The sequence below is a fragment of the Microcoleus sp. Aus8_D2 genome (assembly GCF_036702665.1).
Lineage (GTDB): Bacteria > Cyanobacteriota > Cyanobacteriia > Cyanobacteriales > Microcoleaceae > Microcoleus.
The window spans coordinates 69318-85969 of the sequence record NZ_JAUBUN010000014.1 but is presented as its reverse complement, the minus strand read 5'-3'; the positions used below and the strand labels follow the sequence as shown (position 1 = coordinate 85969).

The following is a 16652-nucleotide window of genomic DNA, read 5'->3' as shown; positions in this document are numbered from 1 at the left end:
ACTCCCACTCCCACTCCGGTAGGGATGCCGACTCCCACTCCCACTCCCACTCCGGTAGGGATGCCGACTCCCACTCCCACTCCGGTAGGGATGCCGACTCCCACTCCCACTCCCACTCCGGTAGGGATGCCGACTCCCACTCCGGTAGGGATGCCGACTCCCGCTCCAACTCCGATAAGGACTCCCACTCCAACTCCGATAACGACTCCAACTCCAACTCCGGGCACGCCTGTATCCATTGTCGTACCCCCAATCAATTCTCCAGGCCCTGGAAATCCTACCGGACAACCAGCAAACACTGCGCGCGGTCAGTTTTACAACCTTTCAGACAGTGATGACAATATTTCGCTGGCATCAATCCCTGCGGCGGCTGGTAAACAAATCTTGGCTTTATCTGGTCGAGACAATATTACAGGCACAGAGGGTGATGACAACATCAACGGCATGCAAGGTGCTGATGTAATTAACGGAGGCGGGGGCAACGATATTTTGTCTGGCGGTAAAGGGTCCGATAACATTGATGGCGGTGCTGGAAGTGACCAGATACTTGGCGGCAATGACAATGATAGCTTGACTGGAGGAGATGGTAATGACACTATCCGGGGAGGCAAAGAAAATGATGTTCTCAATGGTGGTGCAGGTGACGATCTTCTCGGCGGCGATCGCGGTCAAGACATTCTCACTGGTGGGCCTGGAAATGATACGTTTATTCTAGGAGGAGGTGTGGCAGCTTCAGCTACCCTACTGGATGCTGATGTGATTGCAGACTTCACCGCAGGAGATAAAATTGCTCTAACTGACGGTAGCACTTTTGGCGGTCTGACTTTTGAGACCGTGAGTTTATCTCTCAATGGTGGAGCGGCTGTTAGTAGTACGGCTATTAAACTCGGCAGCAATTATTTGGGTGTAGTCCAAGGTGCAACTCAAAGCGTTCTAACGGCTGCTGTCTTTGTTTTGTTGTAAGTCGTGTAAGAGGGAATGTCGGCTTTACAACGGTCAGCCTAAAAAGAGCGATCGATTTTAACTTTTCTATGTTTAAAATGAGTAGTAGGGTGCGCCGCACGCACCCTACTTTTTTATCTATCAAACTTCTGGGTAACAAGCGATATTTTGGTCATCCTATGAACAATCTCAGTACAAAACCTTCCCTCTTCAAGGCTTTAACTGTAATTAGCTTGTGCTTGTATCTAATCTTAGCCATCACTCCGCCCGCCTTCGCCTCAATTCACAAATATCCAGAAAGAGCAGACAGAGTAATGTTCCGCTCCGTACAAAGCCTCCGCGATACTGACGACAAAGCGTGGCAAGTTGTTTTGTATAAGCGAGTACAGTCGGGATTAGTCAACTCGTTTAACCTGAGATTGGTAGGATTTCCCGGAACCGAATTGCAGCACCCTGTCCCGCTGACTGTTGCTGCCGGAAGTCGCAAAATTGGTCAAGCCAAGGATATTTGGAGCGAGTCGAATTTGCCGGTTAATGTCGGAGAATACGATTTTAAATCAATAATTACACAAGTGGAAAGCAATCAACCTTTACGCTTGAGTTTGCCCGTAAAAGGCGAACCAGAAACAGAATTGCTGGTTCCTCCTTTTGGTGTCAGAGAATGGCGACTGTTGTTAGATACCAAGTAAATATACCTATTCTCTCGCACTCTCAAGTTAAAGTCGAGCGAGTTTTGTGTATCAAAAGTTACTCGATTTAACTATGCCTGAAGGTATATTTAATCTATTTTAAGGTAATTAGGAAACAAACTAAAATTAGAGTTAGTCTGGTGATAGAACTCCACTGTTTTAATGTGCGTGTCTTCAGGGTGAATTACTATGACTTTAATCAGTACAATTGTCCGAAAAGCTTTAGCAAGCGGTTATTTAACTGTTGAGGCTGAAGAACAGTTGCGACACCAGTTGCAGATGACTAAGTACAGCTTGGAAGATTTTGAGGCTTTTATTACTTTGCAAAAAGAGGTGATGGAAGGTCGGGTAAAACAGCAGGCTTTGGAATTGTTGCGAAGTAGCAGGTGTTCTGCGACTGCTTGAAGGAAGTTCGATCCTCTGCGAGGGCTTCGCTAACGCGCTTTTGGATAAATTCGACCAAAAACTCACAGCATCTTCTATTTTCTCCCTAATTATAAATTTGTAGCGCGATCGAACTTGACAAAAATCCCCAAATCAGCAATAATTGTAGATTGTCTGTCTAAATCCTGCTCGGATCAGGTCGAGACATTCCAAAAGCTGGAGAGCAGTCAGCAGTCAAAAGTCCTCAGCCAAAAGTTCACAACAACTGACAACTGACAACTGAGGGCGGGCACGGGGGCACCGCCCCTACCAACTGCCAACTGACTAACCAGCTACCTGTACGGCAAACCCAACGACTATCCCATGACCTACGCAATTATTGAGACCGGCGGCAAACAATTTCGGGTAGAACCAGGCCGCTTCTACGACATCGAACTGCTTCATGTGGAAGCTGAATCAAAAGTCACGATCGACAAAGTATTTCTGATCCAGCACGAAGATGACGTTCACATCGGCCAGCCTCTAGTAGAAAATGCCACTGTAGAAGGAACTGTGCTCCGGCATTTCCGGGGCCGCAAAGTCCTCGTCTACAAGATGAAGCCGAAAAAGAAAACTCGGAAGAAAAAAGGGCACCGTCAAGAAACAACTCGGTTTATGATTGACTCCATCAGCGTCAATGGTGTTGTTTTGGCAGCGAGAGATTTGACTCAAAAAGTTGTTGAAACTCCCCAAACCGGCGAATCTGAATCAGAATAAACAATAGTAAATAAAGTTGAGGACATTATGGCCCATAAGAAGGGTACAGGCAGTACACGTAACGGACGCGATTCTAATTCTCAGCGTCTGGGTGTCAAAAAGTACGGCGGTCAAGTTGTCAAAGCTGGCAACATTTTGATCCGTCAACGCGGTACGAAAGTTCACCCCGGCAATAATGTTGGTATCGGCAGAGATGATACTTTGTTTGCCATGATTGATGGTGTGGTGACTTTTGAAAGAAAGGGTAAGACTCGCAAGAAAGTGAGCATTTATCCTGTTGTAGCAGCACCTGTGGCTGAAGCTGTCGCAGTTTAATTTTATGCGTTCCTGGGTTCTACCTGGGAATTCATCTGATTTCTCGTTCCTAGGCTCTGCCTGGGAACGTATATCTAGAGGCTCTGCCTCGGCTGGGAATAAGGAGGCAGAGCCTCCGAATCAGCATTACCAGGCAGAGCCTGGTAACGAGTATATTAGGGAGGCAGAGCTTCCGGATTAGCATTACCAGGCAGAGCCTGGTAACGAGTAATTTGGAAGGACTGAAGTCCTCACTACCAACCTGAGTAATTTGGAAGGACTGAAGTCCTCACTACCAACCTGATTAGCATTACCAGGCAGAGCCTGGTAACGAGTAATTTGGAAGGACTGAAGTCCGAACGATCGAACCTGCTAGCCTCCTCCGACTATTGTCACAACTTCTAGGATGTCGCCTTGTTGTATTTTTGTGGTTTCCCAAAATTGTTTGTGCAGGATTTCGCCGTTGTACTCCACTGCTATTAAGCGCGGGTTTAATCCTAATTGTTCTAGTAATTCTGGTAACGGTGTGTCGATCGCACAATTGCGATTTTCTCCGTTAACTTGCAACGCAATTTGATTTGTCATCACTCAAATATTATCAGTTTCAGGGCCGGTTTCGTAACAAAATTATATTTTATCCACAGCATTCGTGCACGAAACCCGCCCGAAAAATCGCCAATCAACCTAGGTTTTCGCCAGCAAAGCTTTCTGAGCTTTCAAATTCTGCATCCGAATCAACTGCGAGATGAAAAATTGCGTGACTAAAGTCGGTTGCTCTGCATCCATAATCGATCGAACTGTAGCAACTCTTTGAGCTCCGGCATTCAATACTTCATCGAGGTTGTTGATATCAATTCCGCCGATCGCAAACCAAGGAATCGGCGACTTACTAGCAGCATACCGCACGTAGTCCAAACCCGCCGCCGGCTTATTTGCCTTCGTCGGAGTTTCGTACACAGGCCCAACTCCAATATAATCGGCTCCCGCATCAACGGCTCGCTGCATTTCCTCGCCATTCGTCGTCGAACTGCCGATGATCCGTCCAGGGCCGAGCAACTTGCGCGCTTCGGCTACAGACAAATCTTGCTGTCCTAAGTGTACGCCGTCGGCATCCGCCGCGATCGCCAAATCCACGCGATCGTTCACAATCAGCAAAGCATCGTAGCGGTGACAAAGTTCGGTCATCTGCCGCACATTCGCCAACTTCACTCCGTCATCCGAGACTTTGTCGCGGTACTGCACCAACGTCACTCCGCCTTGCAAAGCAGCTTCCACGATGGTTAAAAAGTTGTATTTGGGGGAAGTTACAAGGTATAACTGCGATCGAAGTAACTGCTGGTAGCGCCGGTAAGCCAGCAAATCGCTTTCGAGAGCATACACCCGATAGCGCATCTGCTTGAAAGCCTTGCCCATATTCGGATCGTAAACTTTGCCGTACTCTTCCAGTACCCGCAGAGCTTCTTCCACCCGACAGAAATTCGCCGCCAGTAGCTGCTGAATGCTCGCACGCTGCTCTTCCTGCGGGTGAGTCAACTCCGTCCCCGGATCGGCCGGCGTATCCCTAGCGCTTCGCAATTCTGCGGTGTGCCAAAAAGCCAATTCCTGGCGGAGTTGCTTGCACTCGCCAGCTAAATCGGCGCTGTTGAGACCAAACCTGCACCATTCTTCAATAATTCTCAACCCTTCGCGCGATCGATCTAGATTTGCATCTAAAATCCGGCAGAGGGCTGGCTGTGCCGGTAAAGTTCTGGTTTGTTTCTCGGTCATTCAGAACCACCTTTATTAAACTAATCCCTAGCAGTCTACCCGCTACATTCTCCCACGCCCTCAAAATTGTAGTGAAGGCGATCGACCTAATTTTGGCATCAACGGATGTAAATTTGACAAATTTTTAAGTTTTATGGCATTTCAAAAAAACAAAGCATAATAGATCAAACTTGATCAAAGTGGAATCGTTAAGCTGCCTACCACACTTCGGAGGAGAGCCGTGAGGTTAGCAGGACAAAACAAAACATTAACAGCAGAAAACCCCAGTAGGTGGGTGAGATTAAACTGCGATCGCCCAAACCCGACACGAAACACGGGATGCGAAATTTGGCTCAAAGATAAATTGTGTTTTTTTATGATCCTAAATTCCAAACAGAGCAAGTGCCAAAAAAGTCGATCGCCCAGGAAAGCTTCAATTTCTTGCCTGCTGCTCGTCTTTGCCAGCACCGCCTTTTGCCACCCTCAAGCGTCAGCGATCGCTGCCGATAGCGGCCCCGTGCAGCTACTTTCCCAAGCACCCCAGAACGACATTAACATACTCTACGTGAGTTCCAGCGGTGGCAGCGACACCGCAGGTAATGGCAGCGATGGAGCGCCGTTCAAAACCCTCACCTACGCCCTCAGCGTCGCCCCGCCCAAGACGGCGATTTTACTAGCGCCCGGTACTTACAGCGCTCAAAGCGGCGAAAAATTTCCATTAATGCTTCGGCCAAGCGTGACTGTTCAAGGAAATCCCAACACTCGCGGCCAAAATATTGTCATCAAAGGCGGAGGAGAGTTTATCAGTCCGACTTCGGCTGGTCAAAATATCGCGATTTTAGGTGCAGACGGGGCAGGACTCAGCGGGGTGACGGTAACAAATACCAACTATCGCGGTTACGCTTTGTGGATCGAATCGAGTTCTCCGACAATTGTTAACAATACTTTTTCAGGGAGCACTCACGATGGCATTTCGGTAGTTGGTACTGGAAGGCCGACGATTGGCGGGAATTTTTTCTCGAAAAATGGAGCTAACGGGATTACGATTTTTGGGGAGTCTCGCCCGGAAGTTCGAGATAATGTGTTTGAAGACACGGGATTTGGGGTAAATGTAGCCCAGAACGCTTCGCCTTTGTTAATCGGTAACAAAATTACTCGGAATAAGGACGGCGTGGTGGTGCAAGCTGATGCAAGACCGGTGCTGCGCAACAATTATATCGAAAGTAACCGGCGGGATGGAATTGTTGCGATATCCAGAGCTCTGCCGGATTTGGGAACTTCGGCGGAACCGGGGGGCAATGTGATTCGCAATAACGGTCAGTACGATATCAACAATGCCGCGAAAGGTCAAGTCATCCCAGCTTACGGGAATCAATTGTTGAGCAATCGGACGACAGGATCGGTTGATGTGGCGGGAACTTTTACCCCGCCGCAACCCATTGCGGGAACTGCTTTGCAGCTAAGGGTCGATCGACCTTCGAGCATCGGCGGCCCAGAAACTTCTCTCCCTGCTTACACTCCCGGGCGATTAACTCCCAGGGTTGAAAGAGCGCCAATTGCGCCACCAGCGCCAGTTTCCAGGCGACCGGCACCCGCCAGCACTCAGTTGCGGCAAGAGCTTCCTCCGAGAAATGCCGATTCTGCACCGGAAGAGACAGGGGCGATCGCCATTCCGGTACCCGATCCGGATGCTCGATCCGTTAGGGAAAGTTCGGTACAGCAACCAATGATTCCTCCGAATTTTGATAGTTCGAGTTCGGTTTCTTCCGAGGGTAAATTGCCGGTTCCGGGCCGCAACATTCCTCTCGGAAGGGGCGGCTTTGTACCTGCTGTTTTAGGGGGGAATTCTGTGCCCGATTCCGAGAATTCGCCGAGGCTCGATCGAGCTTCTGCTTTGGGTTTCCGGTATCGAGTTGTGGTGGATGCCGAGAGTTCGGGCGATCGACAAAAAATGCTATCCTTGGTTCCCGATGCTTTTCGGACTTTTACCAACGGGCGATCGGTGATTCAAGCCGGTGCTTTTCGGGAGCGCGAAAAAGCTGAGGAATTGCTACAAATTCTCACCGCTAATGGTTTGAATGCTCGCATTGAAGATATCAATTGAAATGGTCAGTAGTCAGTTGACAGTTGACAGTAGTCAGTAGTCAGTAGTCAGTAGTCCTTAGGGACTTGCAGCTTAATACTATACCAATCCTTTGGCTGCTGCTTCGACAATACAATTGCAGGGCTGGGATTTTATTTCTACGCAAGTCCCTAAGTTAAGCGAGGCTCTGCCTCGCGACTCTAGTTCCCAGGCTCAGCGAAAGAACTAGGACAGGAGGATCCAGCCTCTTTCTCAGGCTAAACTAGACAGAGATCACCTTATGAATTGATGTTGAGGAAGCAGTTATGAGCAAAGATTTAAAGAATAATAGGCTTACGGATTTTATAATTCCAAGTAAGGGTGAAGAAATCAAATCTATCTTTTACACAGACCCTAAATTTCGATCGGAGAACTGGAATCAGTCGGGATCTGAACAAAGTTCCATTGCTAGACCGGAAGAAATTGAGTCTTGTTTGAAGGCATGTCCCAATCTTGAAGAGCTTGTATTGAATGGGGATTTTGGTGGCGTGATTGATACACAACCTAATGAAATTTTTGGTGAAATTATTACAACGATTGCAGCCTATGGAAGTAACTTAAGGTCGTTATCTATTTCAAGCAACTCTCTTTTAGATGAGCATCTGAAGCATTTCAATCAAGAAGCCTTTCCCCTCCTCCGCAAACTATCCTTACCTAATTGTCATCGATTGGGTGCTTTAGGTTTGGAATATGCTTTTTCTGGTTGTCCAAAAATTATAAACTTAGATATAGATTATTCACTTTATACAGAGGCGAATGAAGCAGCCAAAATAATTGGGAAATACTTGGGTGAGTTACGTCAATTAAATATGCATCGTACTTGCAATATGCTAGACGATGGCTTAGCTGCTATTGCTGAAGGTTGCCCTCACATCGAACAGATGGAAATAGGACGAAACTATGAGCTAACTGATGAAGCTTTAAAGAAAGTAAGTGAACATTGCCTTGACTTACAACTGCTTGGTATGTATTACAACCATAAAGTTTCCGAAAAAGGGCTTAAGTACATATTAAAGGGTTGCCGCGGCTTTAAATGCTTTCATCATGGTCGGGGATGCTGTCAGATTGAAGAAGTGAAGAACGTAGAAATAAATTATCCCCAAGTCTGTTTTTCAGGTGAAAAGCCTTTTTGTGTTAAAGGAGCATGAGAAACAATCAGTGCAATGTTTTCGTGTTTGACCCAGAGTGGGTATTCAGGGACTAAATCCTTTAAAATTCCCAAAATTTCCTAATTTTTGCTAAAATCCTTTCTTACCAGACTGGAAACCGGGAAGTTAACTCAGGTATCTTGCGATGAATCAGCCCAAGCCAAGACGCCAGCGCGGCGTACTCCTTAGGGACTTGCGTAGAAATAAAATCCCAGCCCTGCAATTGTATTGTCGAAGCAGCAGCCAAAGGATTGGTATAGTATTAAGCTGCAAGTCCTGCCGTCAGTAGTCAGTAGTCAGTAGTCAGTAGTCCTGCCGTCAGTAGTCCTGCCGTCAGTAGTCTTCTTCCAAAAATAACTAGGACGGGATCTCCGGCCCGTTCCACAAGAAAAAATGTTTTTTGTGGAACGGGCCGGAGATCCCGTTCCAAAATTTTATTAAAAGGACTTTTGCAAGAGGTCTATTAGTTTGTCAACTGTCAAGCGGTCAACTGTCAAGCGGTCAACTGTCAACTATCAAAAATTTTAGGGCCTAGCATATCGGATGCCAGACCCTAAAACATTTGTGAGTTAAGTTGATTCAAATGGGTTTTTAGCTGTGCTGATTTTCAGCAAACAACTACTACTAAGGTGGACTTTTTGGCAACTACTCTGCTGGCGAGATAGCTAATAGCGGAGCCTATTCAGACTTCTGTGTTTGATTGTGCGATCGCCATTCTAACTCGATCGCCTTCGATTTCTCAAATCGCCTCAAGCTATTTAACAAACTTCGATCGCAATTTCAACCTTTCTTTGCTAATAAACTACACGATTCAGGCGCTGCCTGCGAACTAGAGTCGAGCGGGACAAACACTCTAATTCATAATTTTTTATCCAAGTTTTTTGTGCTTCTTGGTTCTGCCCCTCATGCTATTTAAACTAACACTAACTCCGCCCACGATCGTACTTTATTTACCAAAGTTAACACTTTTTGACGCGCCGAAATACTTCATAAAACAATTATTAACAATTTGTACGATCGCCCGCTCGCGCAATGTGCATATCCAGCAAGACTTGTTTGCTCTCAACGCAGCAGGGCTTCCCAAGTAGCGCGGCCGACAATGCCGTCTGCTGGTAGTTGATATTTTCGTTGAGCAGCCTTGACAGCAGCTTCAGTTTCGCGCCCGAACACGCCGTCAGCACTCGCGCGCAAAAATCCCTTGGCCCTCAGTCGCTCTTGCAACTCTCTGACTGCCGGCCCCCGCATTCGTCTTCTCAAAACAGGCAAATTCGTCGTCTGCGGTTGAGGGCTAATCTCCGAGTTTTCGGGGGTTGCGGGAGTGTTGGCGATCGGGTTTTCGATCGCCCCGGGAGTCGCTGGAAACAGCCGGTTCCAAGTATCTTGGCCGACTATGCCGTCTGGGGCGATGCCTGCTGCTTCCTGGAATTTAGACACAGCTTGAGCGGTGCTTTGGGCGAAAATCCCGTCTACATTGTCAGGGTAAAATCCCAATAATTTAAGAGCAGCTTGGAGTTCGGTAACATCTGAGCCGCGGCTGCCTAATTTGAGGGCGGGGCGGACGATCGCACCTGTTTGGGCTGTTTGGGCGATCGGGCTGTGATTGTTACCTGGTTCGGAGTTAGGTAGCTGTGCGCGAGCAGGAGTAGAGGCGATCGCGCCCAGTGCCAAAAAACCGCACAAACTCCAGCCGAGGAGTACACTCGGAACCTCGCGGGCTTCATTCCAGCTTGCTGTCAGGTTTCGGGACATGGGAAATTCGACCTCTGCAAAACTTGGTAGCGATCGTACATCAAATCGGGGAAGAAGGTTTCCGAAGGAAGAAGGCTTCTGAAGGAAGAGGGAAGAGGGAAGAGGGAAGAGGGAAGAGGGAAAAAGGAAGATTTCTTTCGTACCAACTTAACAACGCGCTTTCCCTAAGTCCGGCAGGGGTTTAAACCCCTGCCTCAAAGCTGAAGTCCTCTTGCATAGGACTAAGAAGATTCAGGAGTTCTTCAGTCCTCTGAGCGAGGACTTTCGCTTTGAGGCAGGGACTTCAGTCCTTGCCGGAATGCGGGTTTCACGTGGTTGTTGACACCAATCTCCCCCTCTCCCCAATCTCCCCATCTCCCACTCCCTCCGATCAAAAAATTTAATCCCCTAAAATAGCTGCAATTGGCAAAAAAACTGCTAGATTGCCGTAGAGCAAAGATTAAACCGCGTTCATTGGGCCCCACCAACACCATGACCGAATCCAGCAATCCCACCAGAACCGCCAGCCAAATAGACATCGGCAATGTCAACATCGGCAACTTCCAAGTCGGTAGCATCAGCGGCAACAAATACAACGACTTCAACGCCAATGGCCGCCCCGATCTCGGAGAAGTGCCAATTCCCAACTGGCAAATCTACCTCGACATCAATAACAACGGCAGGCCCGACTTTAACGAACCTTCCACCCTCACCAACGCCCAAGGGAATTACATCTTCGTCAACCTGCCGCCGGGAACTTACCAAGTTAGGGAAGTCCAGCAGCCGAACTTTCGCCAAACTACGCCAAATCCCGCACCCATCACGATTACCAGCGGGAAAAATGCTGGCAATATCAATTTTGGCAACAACTTCAATGCAGGGACGATCGCAGGCACGAAATTCAACGACATCAACAGCAACGCCCGCCAAGATCCTGGGGAACAACCGCTAGCTAACTGGCAAATTTACCTCGACCTCAACCGCAACAACAGGCTTGACGGCGGCGAACCTGTTACTTTGACAAACTTTCAAGGTAATTACGCTTTTGTCAATATTCCCGCAGATACATATGTGGTGAGAGAAGTCCAGCAACCGGGTTTTCGCCAAACTACGCCCGACCCGGGCCCAATTAATGTTACTTCCAACGCCACTGTCAGCAACGTCAATTTTGGCAATGTCTTTTTTGTCGGCAGCATCAGCGGTCTCAAGTTCAACGACCTCAATGCCAACAGCATCCGAGACGCGACAGATCCGCCTCTGGTTAACTGGCAAATTTACCTCGACCTCAACGGCAACAACACGTTAGATCCGGGCGAACCCAATACCATTACTAACCCGATCGGCAACTACACTTTTGGCAATGTTTCCCCGGGCCGGTATTTGGTGAGGGAAGTTCAGCAACCGGGATGGGTTCAGACTACGCCAAATCCAGGGCCGATCGACATTATCGGCAATACCAACGCTGTCGGCGTCAATTTTGGCAACAATTTCCCCACCGGTAGCATCAGCGGCTTCAAGTTCAACGACCTCAACGCTAACGGTATCAACGAACCGACGGAACCGAGAGTTGCCAACTGGCCGATTTACCTCGACCTCAACAACAACGGCGCCCGAGATCCCAACGAACCTTCCACTTTAACAAACGCCCAAGGTAATTTCTCTTTTGTCAACTTGTCCCCAGGCATTTATGCGGTGAGGGAAGTCCCGCAGCCCGGTTTCCGACAAACTACGCCAAATCCGACTCCGATTACCGTGGGTAACGGCACAAATGCCGCTAATATCAGCTTTGGCAACGTGTTGGTAACGGGTACGATCGGCGGTGTTAAATTTAACGATTTTAATGCCAACGGCCGCCTAGATCCGGGGGAACCGCCGATCGCCAATACTCAAATTTACATCGACTTGAATAACAACAGCCGTTTAGATCCGGGCGAAGCGAGTACCTTTAGCAACAGTCAGGGCAATTACAGTTTCCGCAATGTTCCGGTAGGTAGTTACATCATTAGGGAAGTTCAGCCGCCCGGTTTCATTCAAACGACTGGGCCTGCGGTGGTTGTTGTCTCGGCAGACGTTCGGGCCAGCAGCATCGATTTGCTGACGGGAGATCCTGAAAGTCGATCGGCTAAATCCTGGAATGGCGACCCGCTGACGGATGCTCGCAGCTATGCGGGCGAACCTGCGCGTAATCTTGGGGCGGATAGCTTGCTTTCGCTCGCGGGTCGTGATAGTTATCAAATTAGCGATCTTGTGGTCGATCGACAAGTGGCGAATTTAGGCAATCTTCCTAACTTTGGACAACTAAATTTCGGTCGGGATCCTAATGCACAAATCGGTGGAATTGTCAAAAAAAATGAATTAATTAATTGGGATATCGGAAACTCGTTCGTGCCGGTGGGTGCTGCATGATTGGTCGGTGATTGAGAGTGACAACAAGCACGCGCGGCGCAGCTATCCCTCTGGGGCCCAATCGCCCGGAATCCCAAACCACAGATAAAAATCAGCAAGAGGTTAAAGGGCGATCGCGTGATACCCTATTCTTGGCAACCTCCAACACTCAAGCGTAAGTTCCCCGCGACCGGGGCTCGGGCTTCTATATTGGGTGCAATATTTTAGAGGCTGTAGCATCAAGCGCGAGTGAGAAACTATCAGACAGTCCCCCAACTCCGATCGGCATATTTCCAGGCAAAGCAAGTGATATCAAGTCCGGTAGCTCGATCGGTCTAAAGTTTGTTGGTTCGAGGCAATCTCAGAGGCTGCGATCGCCTCTTCACACCGAACCATGACAAACCAGAACGATGCGATCGGACTAGATATCGGGGGGGAGCACTCAGTCAAGGCCTTTTTAAAGCTAGAACCAGCAAGTATGTAGAGACACAGAAGGCGTGCAAATCTTGAAGATGTTGCCCTCAAATTGCCAGGGCTCTTCAAAACCTGATATACTTGCCAGCGACAAAGCTTGAGGCATTGTTGTGTGAGATGGGGAACATTACCTCAAGCACAGACGTATGTAAAATCGAGTGGCGGTTGTCAGCGACTAGCAAAAGCTACTCAGCTATTGACAAACCCATACAGTAGTCTGTAATTCAAGTGGATTTAGGTGTGAAGGAGAGAAATCATGGCAGATTTAACTAACGAAGAGCGGATTGCCCAGCAATTACAATTTGGGAATACAGGCCCGGCAATTTTAGGTATCAAGTTCAATGACTTGAACGCGGATGGAATCAGACAGGCAAATGAACCAGGTCTGGCAAACATCCCCATTCTCCTCGAACCTGCAATAGCCAGTAACGGCCAAGCAAGCAATGGCCAATTGAATGCAGCTAACGGAGATGTCTCCACCCTTACAGACGCTAACGGAGCGTTCTCATTCATAAATCTTGTCCCCGGCAACTACGTACTCACAGAAACCACAGTACCTGCTGGTTTCCGTACTACGACTCCCAATCCCCTCGCTGTCACTGTCGGAAACACAAACACCAACGTTTTCTTTGGCAACACCCAACTGGTGGGCAGCCGGATTGTGGGATGCAAATACTTAGACATAGATGCCGACGGCTTTCGAGACGGGAATGAACCGGGGATTAAAAATGTCAGGATATATCTCGACATAAATGGCAACGGTCAACGCGAGGTAGGAGAACCCAACACATTAACCGACAAAAATGGTGCGTGGTCATTCAACGTAGCGCCCGGAACCTACAAAGTTCGGGAAGAACGAATCAGGCCACAAGTTAATGCCAACGGAGTAAGAGTTAACGATACGAGCGCAGAACCGTTAGAAACACAAGATTTCCCCCAAAGCACCCCACCGAACAACATTCCCCTACTGGACGTAACAGTAGCCCCGGGTCAAACCTTTGCCTGCGCTCAAGTTGGCGACACTCCACTGTATCAAATTGAAATTAACAAATTTCGGGACATAGACCGCAGCGGCACGCGAAATGTGGTCAGTGGAGTTTTGGAACCCCCCATTGCTCGAGTACCTTTCATTTTAGATGTGAACGGGAACGGTCGCTTTGATACAGGAGAAGAACTCCAACTCACCGATGCCAACGGAGTTGCTACCTTCAAAAATTTGCGAGCTGCCAATTATTCAGTATTGGAAATTTTTCCAGCGAGACTGCCAGATGGCTCTGCTCCCGGCAACCTCAATGCTCCAGTAGGCACTACTCCTAACCCCGCTCAGGTGTCTGCACCCGGGCCGCAAGCACGGTTCCAAGGTACGATCAGCAGAGAGCAACCGATCTTAGTAACAGATGCAACCTATACACTGAAACCAAACGACCCTAAATTCGTAGATACCAACCGCGACGGCGTTCAACAGGCTGGGGAAACTTCTATTGCAGCAACGGGTGTACGACCGATTTTTGCGAACACGCCTTTGCCTTTCCCGGCGACTAACCCTTCACCAGCACTTACCTTTACTCCTGTGGGAGCTAATACTGCGAATGGAACGAATGCTGGTGTGGGAAACACTCTACCTAACATCACTGTATTCAAATACAATGACCTGAACGGAAACGGTCGTTTCGAGCCAACTCAGGGTGAAGCACCAATTAGCGGTGTATCTGTCTTCGTCGACACCAACAATAATGGGACTCCTGACGCCGGAGAACAACAAATACAGACGAATGCTCAAGGAAGAGGAGCATTTACTAACTTAGCAGCGGGCAATTACACGGTGCGGGAAGTCGTACCGGCTGGTTTCTCGCCTTCGACAACTGCTGCTGTTCCGGTGACTCTGGGCACTCAGGATGCTAACGTTACTTTTGCCAACACCCCGAACAGCAACATCACCGGTTGCAAATTCGAGGACTATAACTTGAATGGCTATCGAGACGGAAACGAACCGGCGATTAGCGGCGTTACTGTTTTTCTCGATACCAATAACAACGGTGCCCTGGATGCAGGGGAAGCAACTACCACTACAGATCAGTTTGGTACTTTTGGTTTCAGAAATTTGCGTCCCGGTACTTACAACCTGCGAGAAGTACCTCCTCCTGGTTTCTTCCAGACGACTCAACCGCTGAATATCGTTTTGGGCCCCAATCAAACTTTTACTTGCGCTTTGATTGGGAACTCTCGCCGCTATGATTTGTTAGTTCCCAAATTCCGAGACGACAACCGCAACGGCATACAAGATGGGGGGGAACCGCCTCTTGCCAATATCCCATTTACTTTGGATTTGAACCGGAACGGTCGTTACGATGCCGCCACTGAGCCACTGGTAAGAACGAACGCGCAGGGGATTGCTCTATTTCCTAATTTGTTCCCGGCTACTTACTCGGTTTTGGAAGTTTTCGACGATCCGAACGTTCCCAATGCGTTCCCGATCCGGACTGGGCCTAATCCTGTTAGCTTTAACGTGCCGGGCCCGAATACTACGCCTTCGGCGCCAGTATCGATTCCAGCAACTCCGGCAAGAACTGCTTCTAGCATCGATCCTGTGACTGGCACGGATATGGCTGCTACAGTTAGCACCGATCCTTTGACTAACGGTGGCAGTGCCGATGCTACAGTGAAGGCGAGCAGTATCGCTGAATTCGTCGCACCGAGTGGAGTTGTTACCAACTTTGACGATCTAGATTCGTGGAGAATGGCGAGTTCGCTGACTACAGTAACGACAGAAGATAAGTCTCTGTATAAATTACTGTTGGGCGCTCCAGAGCCCAGCCCGCAGTTAATGTTAGGTTAAGTTTCTAATTTGAGACTTAGGAATTAGCAACTAGCTGCTTTTTAGATAAACCCGCCCTCCACAACCATAGGTTAGTTAGGAGGGCGGGTTTATTTATCTCTTCAATTACAGAGAATGTTTGAGGAAAACTCCCAATTTCGCTCGACCCGCCCTCCACAATCAAAGACTCGCACAAACTGTCTTTAGTAGTATGCTTCTATCCCCAAAAAGAACGATTCGCCGCCGCCACAAAACCTTTATTTATAGAGGTATAACTTAGAGGGATATGTTATGCCAACTCAACAACAAACCAATCCGGCTCAACATCAAGAACAGCAACCGGGCGTCGAAGCCCAAATGACGCCTGCACCTGAATCCTTTGCATCCGAATATCGCGGTAGCGATAAATTGCGCGGCAAAGTCGCCTTAATTACCGGCGGAGACAGCGGTATCGGGCGCGCGGTGGCTGTTGCTTTTGCTAAGGAAGGGGCGGACGTGGCGATCGGCTATCTCAACGAAGATGGAGATGCTAACAAGACTAAAGGGGCGATCGAACAACTCGGCCGCCGCTGTCTGGCGATCGCCGGAGACATCGGCGAAGAAAGCACCTGTCAAAAACTTGTAGAAGAAACAGTTAAAGAATTCGGCCACCTCGACATCCTCGTCAACAACGCAGCCGAACAGCATCCGCAAGAAAGCATCGAAGACATCACCGCCGAACAATTAGAACGCACCTTCCGCACCAACATCTTCTCAATGTTTTACCTGACAAAAGCGGCTCTCAAACATTTAAAAGAAGGCAGTGCAATTATCAATACTACCTCAGTCACTGCCTACAAAGGTAACGAACAATTGCTAGATTACTCGTCTACCAAAGGAGCAATTGTTGCCTTTACTCGCTCTTTGTCTCAAAGTTTAGCTGAGAAAGGAATTCGCGTCAACGGAGTCGCCCCCGGCCCGATTTGGACGCCGCTAATTCCGGCAACTTTCCCAGCAGAAAAAGTTGCGAAATTTGGTACAGATACTCCTTTGGGGCGCGCTGGACAACCGGATGAAGTTGCTCCCAGTTACGTGTTTTTAGCTTCTAAAGATTCGTCTTATATGACGGGTCAAATTTTACATCCCAATGGCGGATCTGTGATTAATGGATAGAAAGAAAGGACTGAAGT

Annotated in this window: 14 protein-coding genes; 11 read left to right on the top strand and 3 right to left on the bottom strand. The window is 48.5% G+C overall.

Features of this window, described 5'->3' with window-relative positions:
- The 5 genes from QUB64_RS13695 to rpmA all read left to right on the top strand — a co-directional run.
- Positions 1 to 963, top strand: a 963-nt coding sequence (locus QUB64_RS13695) for a calcium-binding protein (RefSeq protein WP_369124807.1), incomplete at its 5' end; no start/stop codon positions are given.
- 158 nt (positions 964 to 1121) lie between these two features.
- On the top strand, positions 1122 to 1631 hold the full coding sequence (locus tag QUB64_RS13690) for a DUF3122 domain-containing protein (RefSeq protein ID WP_333272651.1): 510 nt from the start codon (positions 1122 to 1124) through the stop codon (positions 1629 to 1631).
- Positions 1632 to 1820: 189 nt separating this feature from the next.
- Positions 1821 to 2036 (top strand): hypothetical protein, encoded by a 216-nt coding sequence (locus QUB64_RS13685; RefSeq protein ID WP_333272648.1) that lies wholly within the window; start codon positions 1821 to 1823, stop codon positions 2034 to 2036.
- 342 nt (positions 2037 to 2378) lie between these two features.
- Positions 2379 to 2771, top strand: a complete 393-nt coding sequence (rplU, locus tag QUB64_RS13680; protein WP_333272645.1) for a 50S ribosomal protein L21 — start codon at positions 2379 to 2381, stop codon at positions 2769 to 2771.
- Positions 2772 to 2798: 27 nt separating this feature from the next.
- Positions 2799 to 3086, top strand: coding sequence for a 50S ribosomal protein L27 (gene rpmA / locus QUB64_RS13675; protein ID WP_194070535.1), 288 nt, complete (start codon positions 2799 to 2801; stop codon positions 3084 to 3086).
- Between the two features lie 351 nt (positions 3087 to 3437).
- On the opposite strand, the gene thiS is transcribed toward rpmA, so the two are convergent.
- Both thiS and QUB64_RS13665 read right to left on the bottom strand, forming a co-directional pair.
- Positions 3438 to 3650: a sulfur carrier protein ThiS gene (gene thiS / locus QUB64_RS13670; protein ID WP_333272642.1), complete on the bottom strand. Its 213-nt coding sequence runs from the start codon at positions 3648 to 3650 to the stop codon at positions 3438 to 3440.
- A 99-nt stretch (positions 3651 to 3749) separates the two neighbouring features.
- Positions 3750 to 4832, bottom strand: a complete 1083-nt coding sequence (locus tag QUB64_RS13665; RefSeq protein ID WP_333272640.1) for a thiamine phosphate synthase — start codon at positions 4830 to 4832, stop codon at positions 3750 to 3752.
- A 220-nt stretch (positions 4833 to 5052) separates the two neighbouring features.
- Here QUB64_RS13665 and QUB64_RS13660 point away from each other — a divergent pair, with 220 nt between their 5' ends.
- A complete protein-coding gene (locus QUB64_RS13660) occupies positions 5053 to 6915 on the top strand; it encodes a DUF1565 domain-containing protein (RefSeq protein WP_333272637.1) in 1863 nt (620 codons plus the stop codon).
- 284 nt (positions 6916 to 7199) lie between these two features.
- The gene (locus tag QUB64_RS13655; protein ID WP_333272634.1) at positions 7200 to 8081 is read left to right on the top strand and encodes a hypothetical protein; all 882 of its coding nucleotides are present in this window, start codon (positions 7200 to 7202) and stop codon (positions 8079 to 8081) included.
- Positions 8082 to 9143: 1062 nt separating this feature from the next.
- On the opposite strand, the gene QUB64_RS13650 is transcribed toward QUB64_RS13655, so the two are convergent.
- Positions 9144 to 9830 (bottom strand): peptidoglycan-binding domain-containing protein, encoded by a 687-nt coding sequence (locus tag QUB64_RS13650; RefSeq protein ID WP_333272631.1) that lies wholly within the window; start codon positions 9828 to 9830, stop codon positions 9144 to 9146.
- A gap of 471 nt (positions 9831 to 10301) precedes the next feature.
- Between QUB64_RS13650 and QUB64_RS13645 the strand changes: the two genes are divergently transcribed.
- The 4 genes from QUB64_RS13645 to QUB64_RS13630 all read left to right on the top strand — a co-directional run bounded on the left by QUB64_RS13645 (position 10302) and on the right by QUB64_RS13630 (position 16635).
- Complete coding sequence (locus QUB64_RS13645) at positions 10302 to 12215, top strand: SdrD B-like domain-containing protein (protein WP_333272628.1); 1914 nt, start codon at positions 10302 to 10304, stop codon at positions 12213 to 12215.
- Positions 12216 to 12232: 17 nt separating this feature from the next.
- A complete protein-coding gene (locus QUB64_RS13640) occupies positions 12233 to 12373 on the top strand; it encodes a hypothetical protein (protein ID WP_333272625.1) in 141 nt (46 codons plus the stop codon).
- A gap of 551 nt (positions 12374 to 12924) precedes the next feature.
- The gene (locus QUB64_RS13635; protein WP_333272623.1) at positions 12925 to 15504 is read left to right on the top strand and encodes an SdrD B-like domain-containing protein; all 2580 of its coding nucleotides are present in this window, start codon (positions 12925 to 12927) and stop codon (positions 15502 to 15504) included.
- A gap of 270 nt (positions 15505 to 15774) precedes the next feature.
- Positions 15775 to 16635, top strand: a complete 861-nt coding sequence (locus tag QUB64_RS13630; protein ID WP_333272620.1) for an SDR family oxidoreductase — start codon at positions 15775 to 15777, stop codon at positions 16633 to 16635.
- Positions 16636 to 16652: the final 17 nt, after the last annotated feature.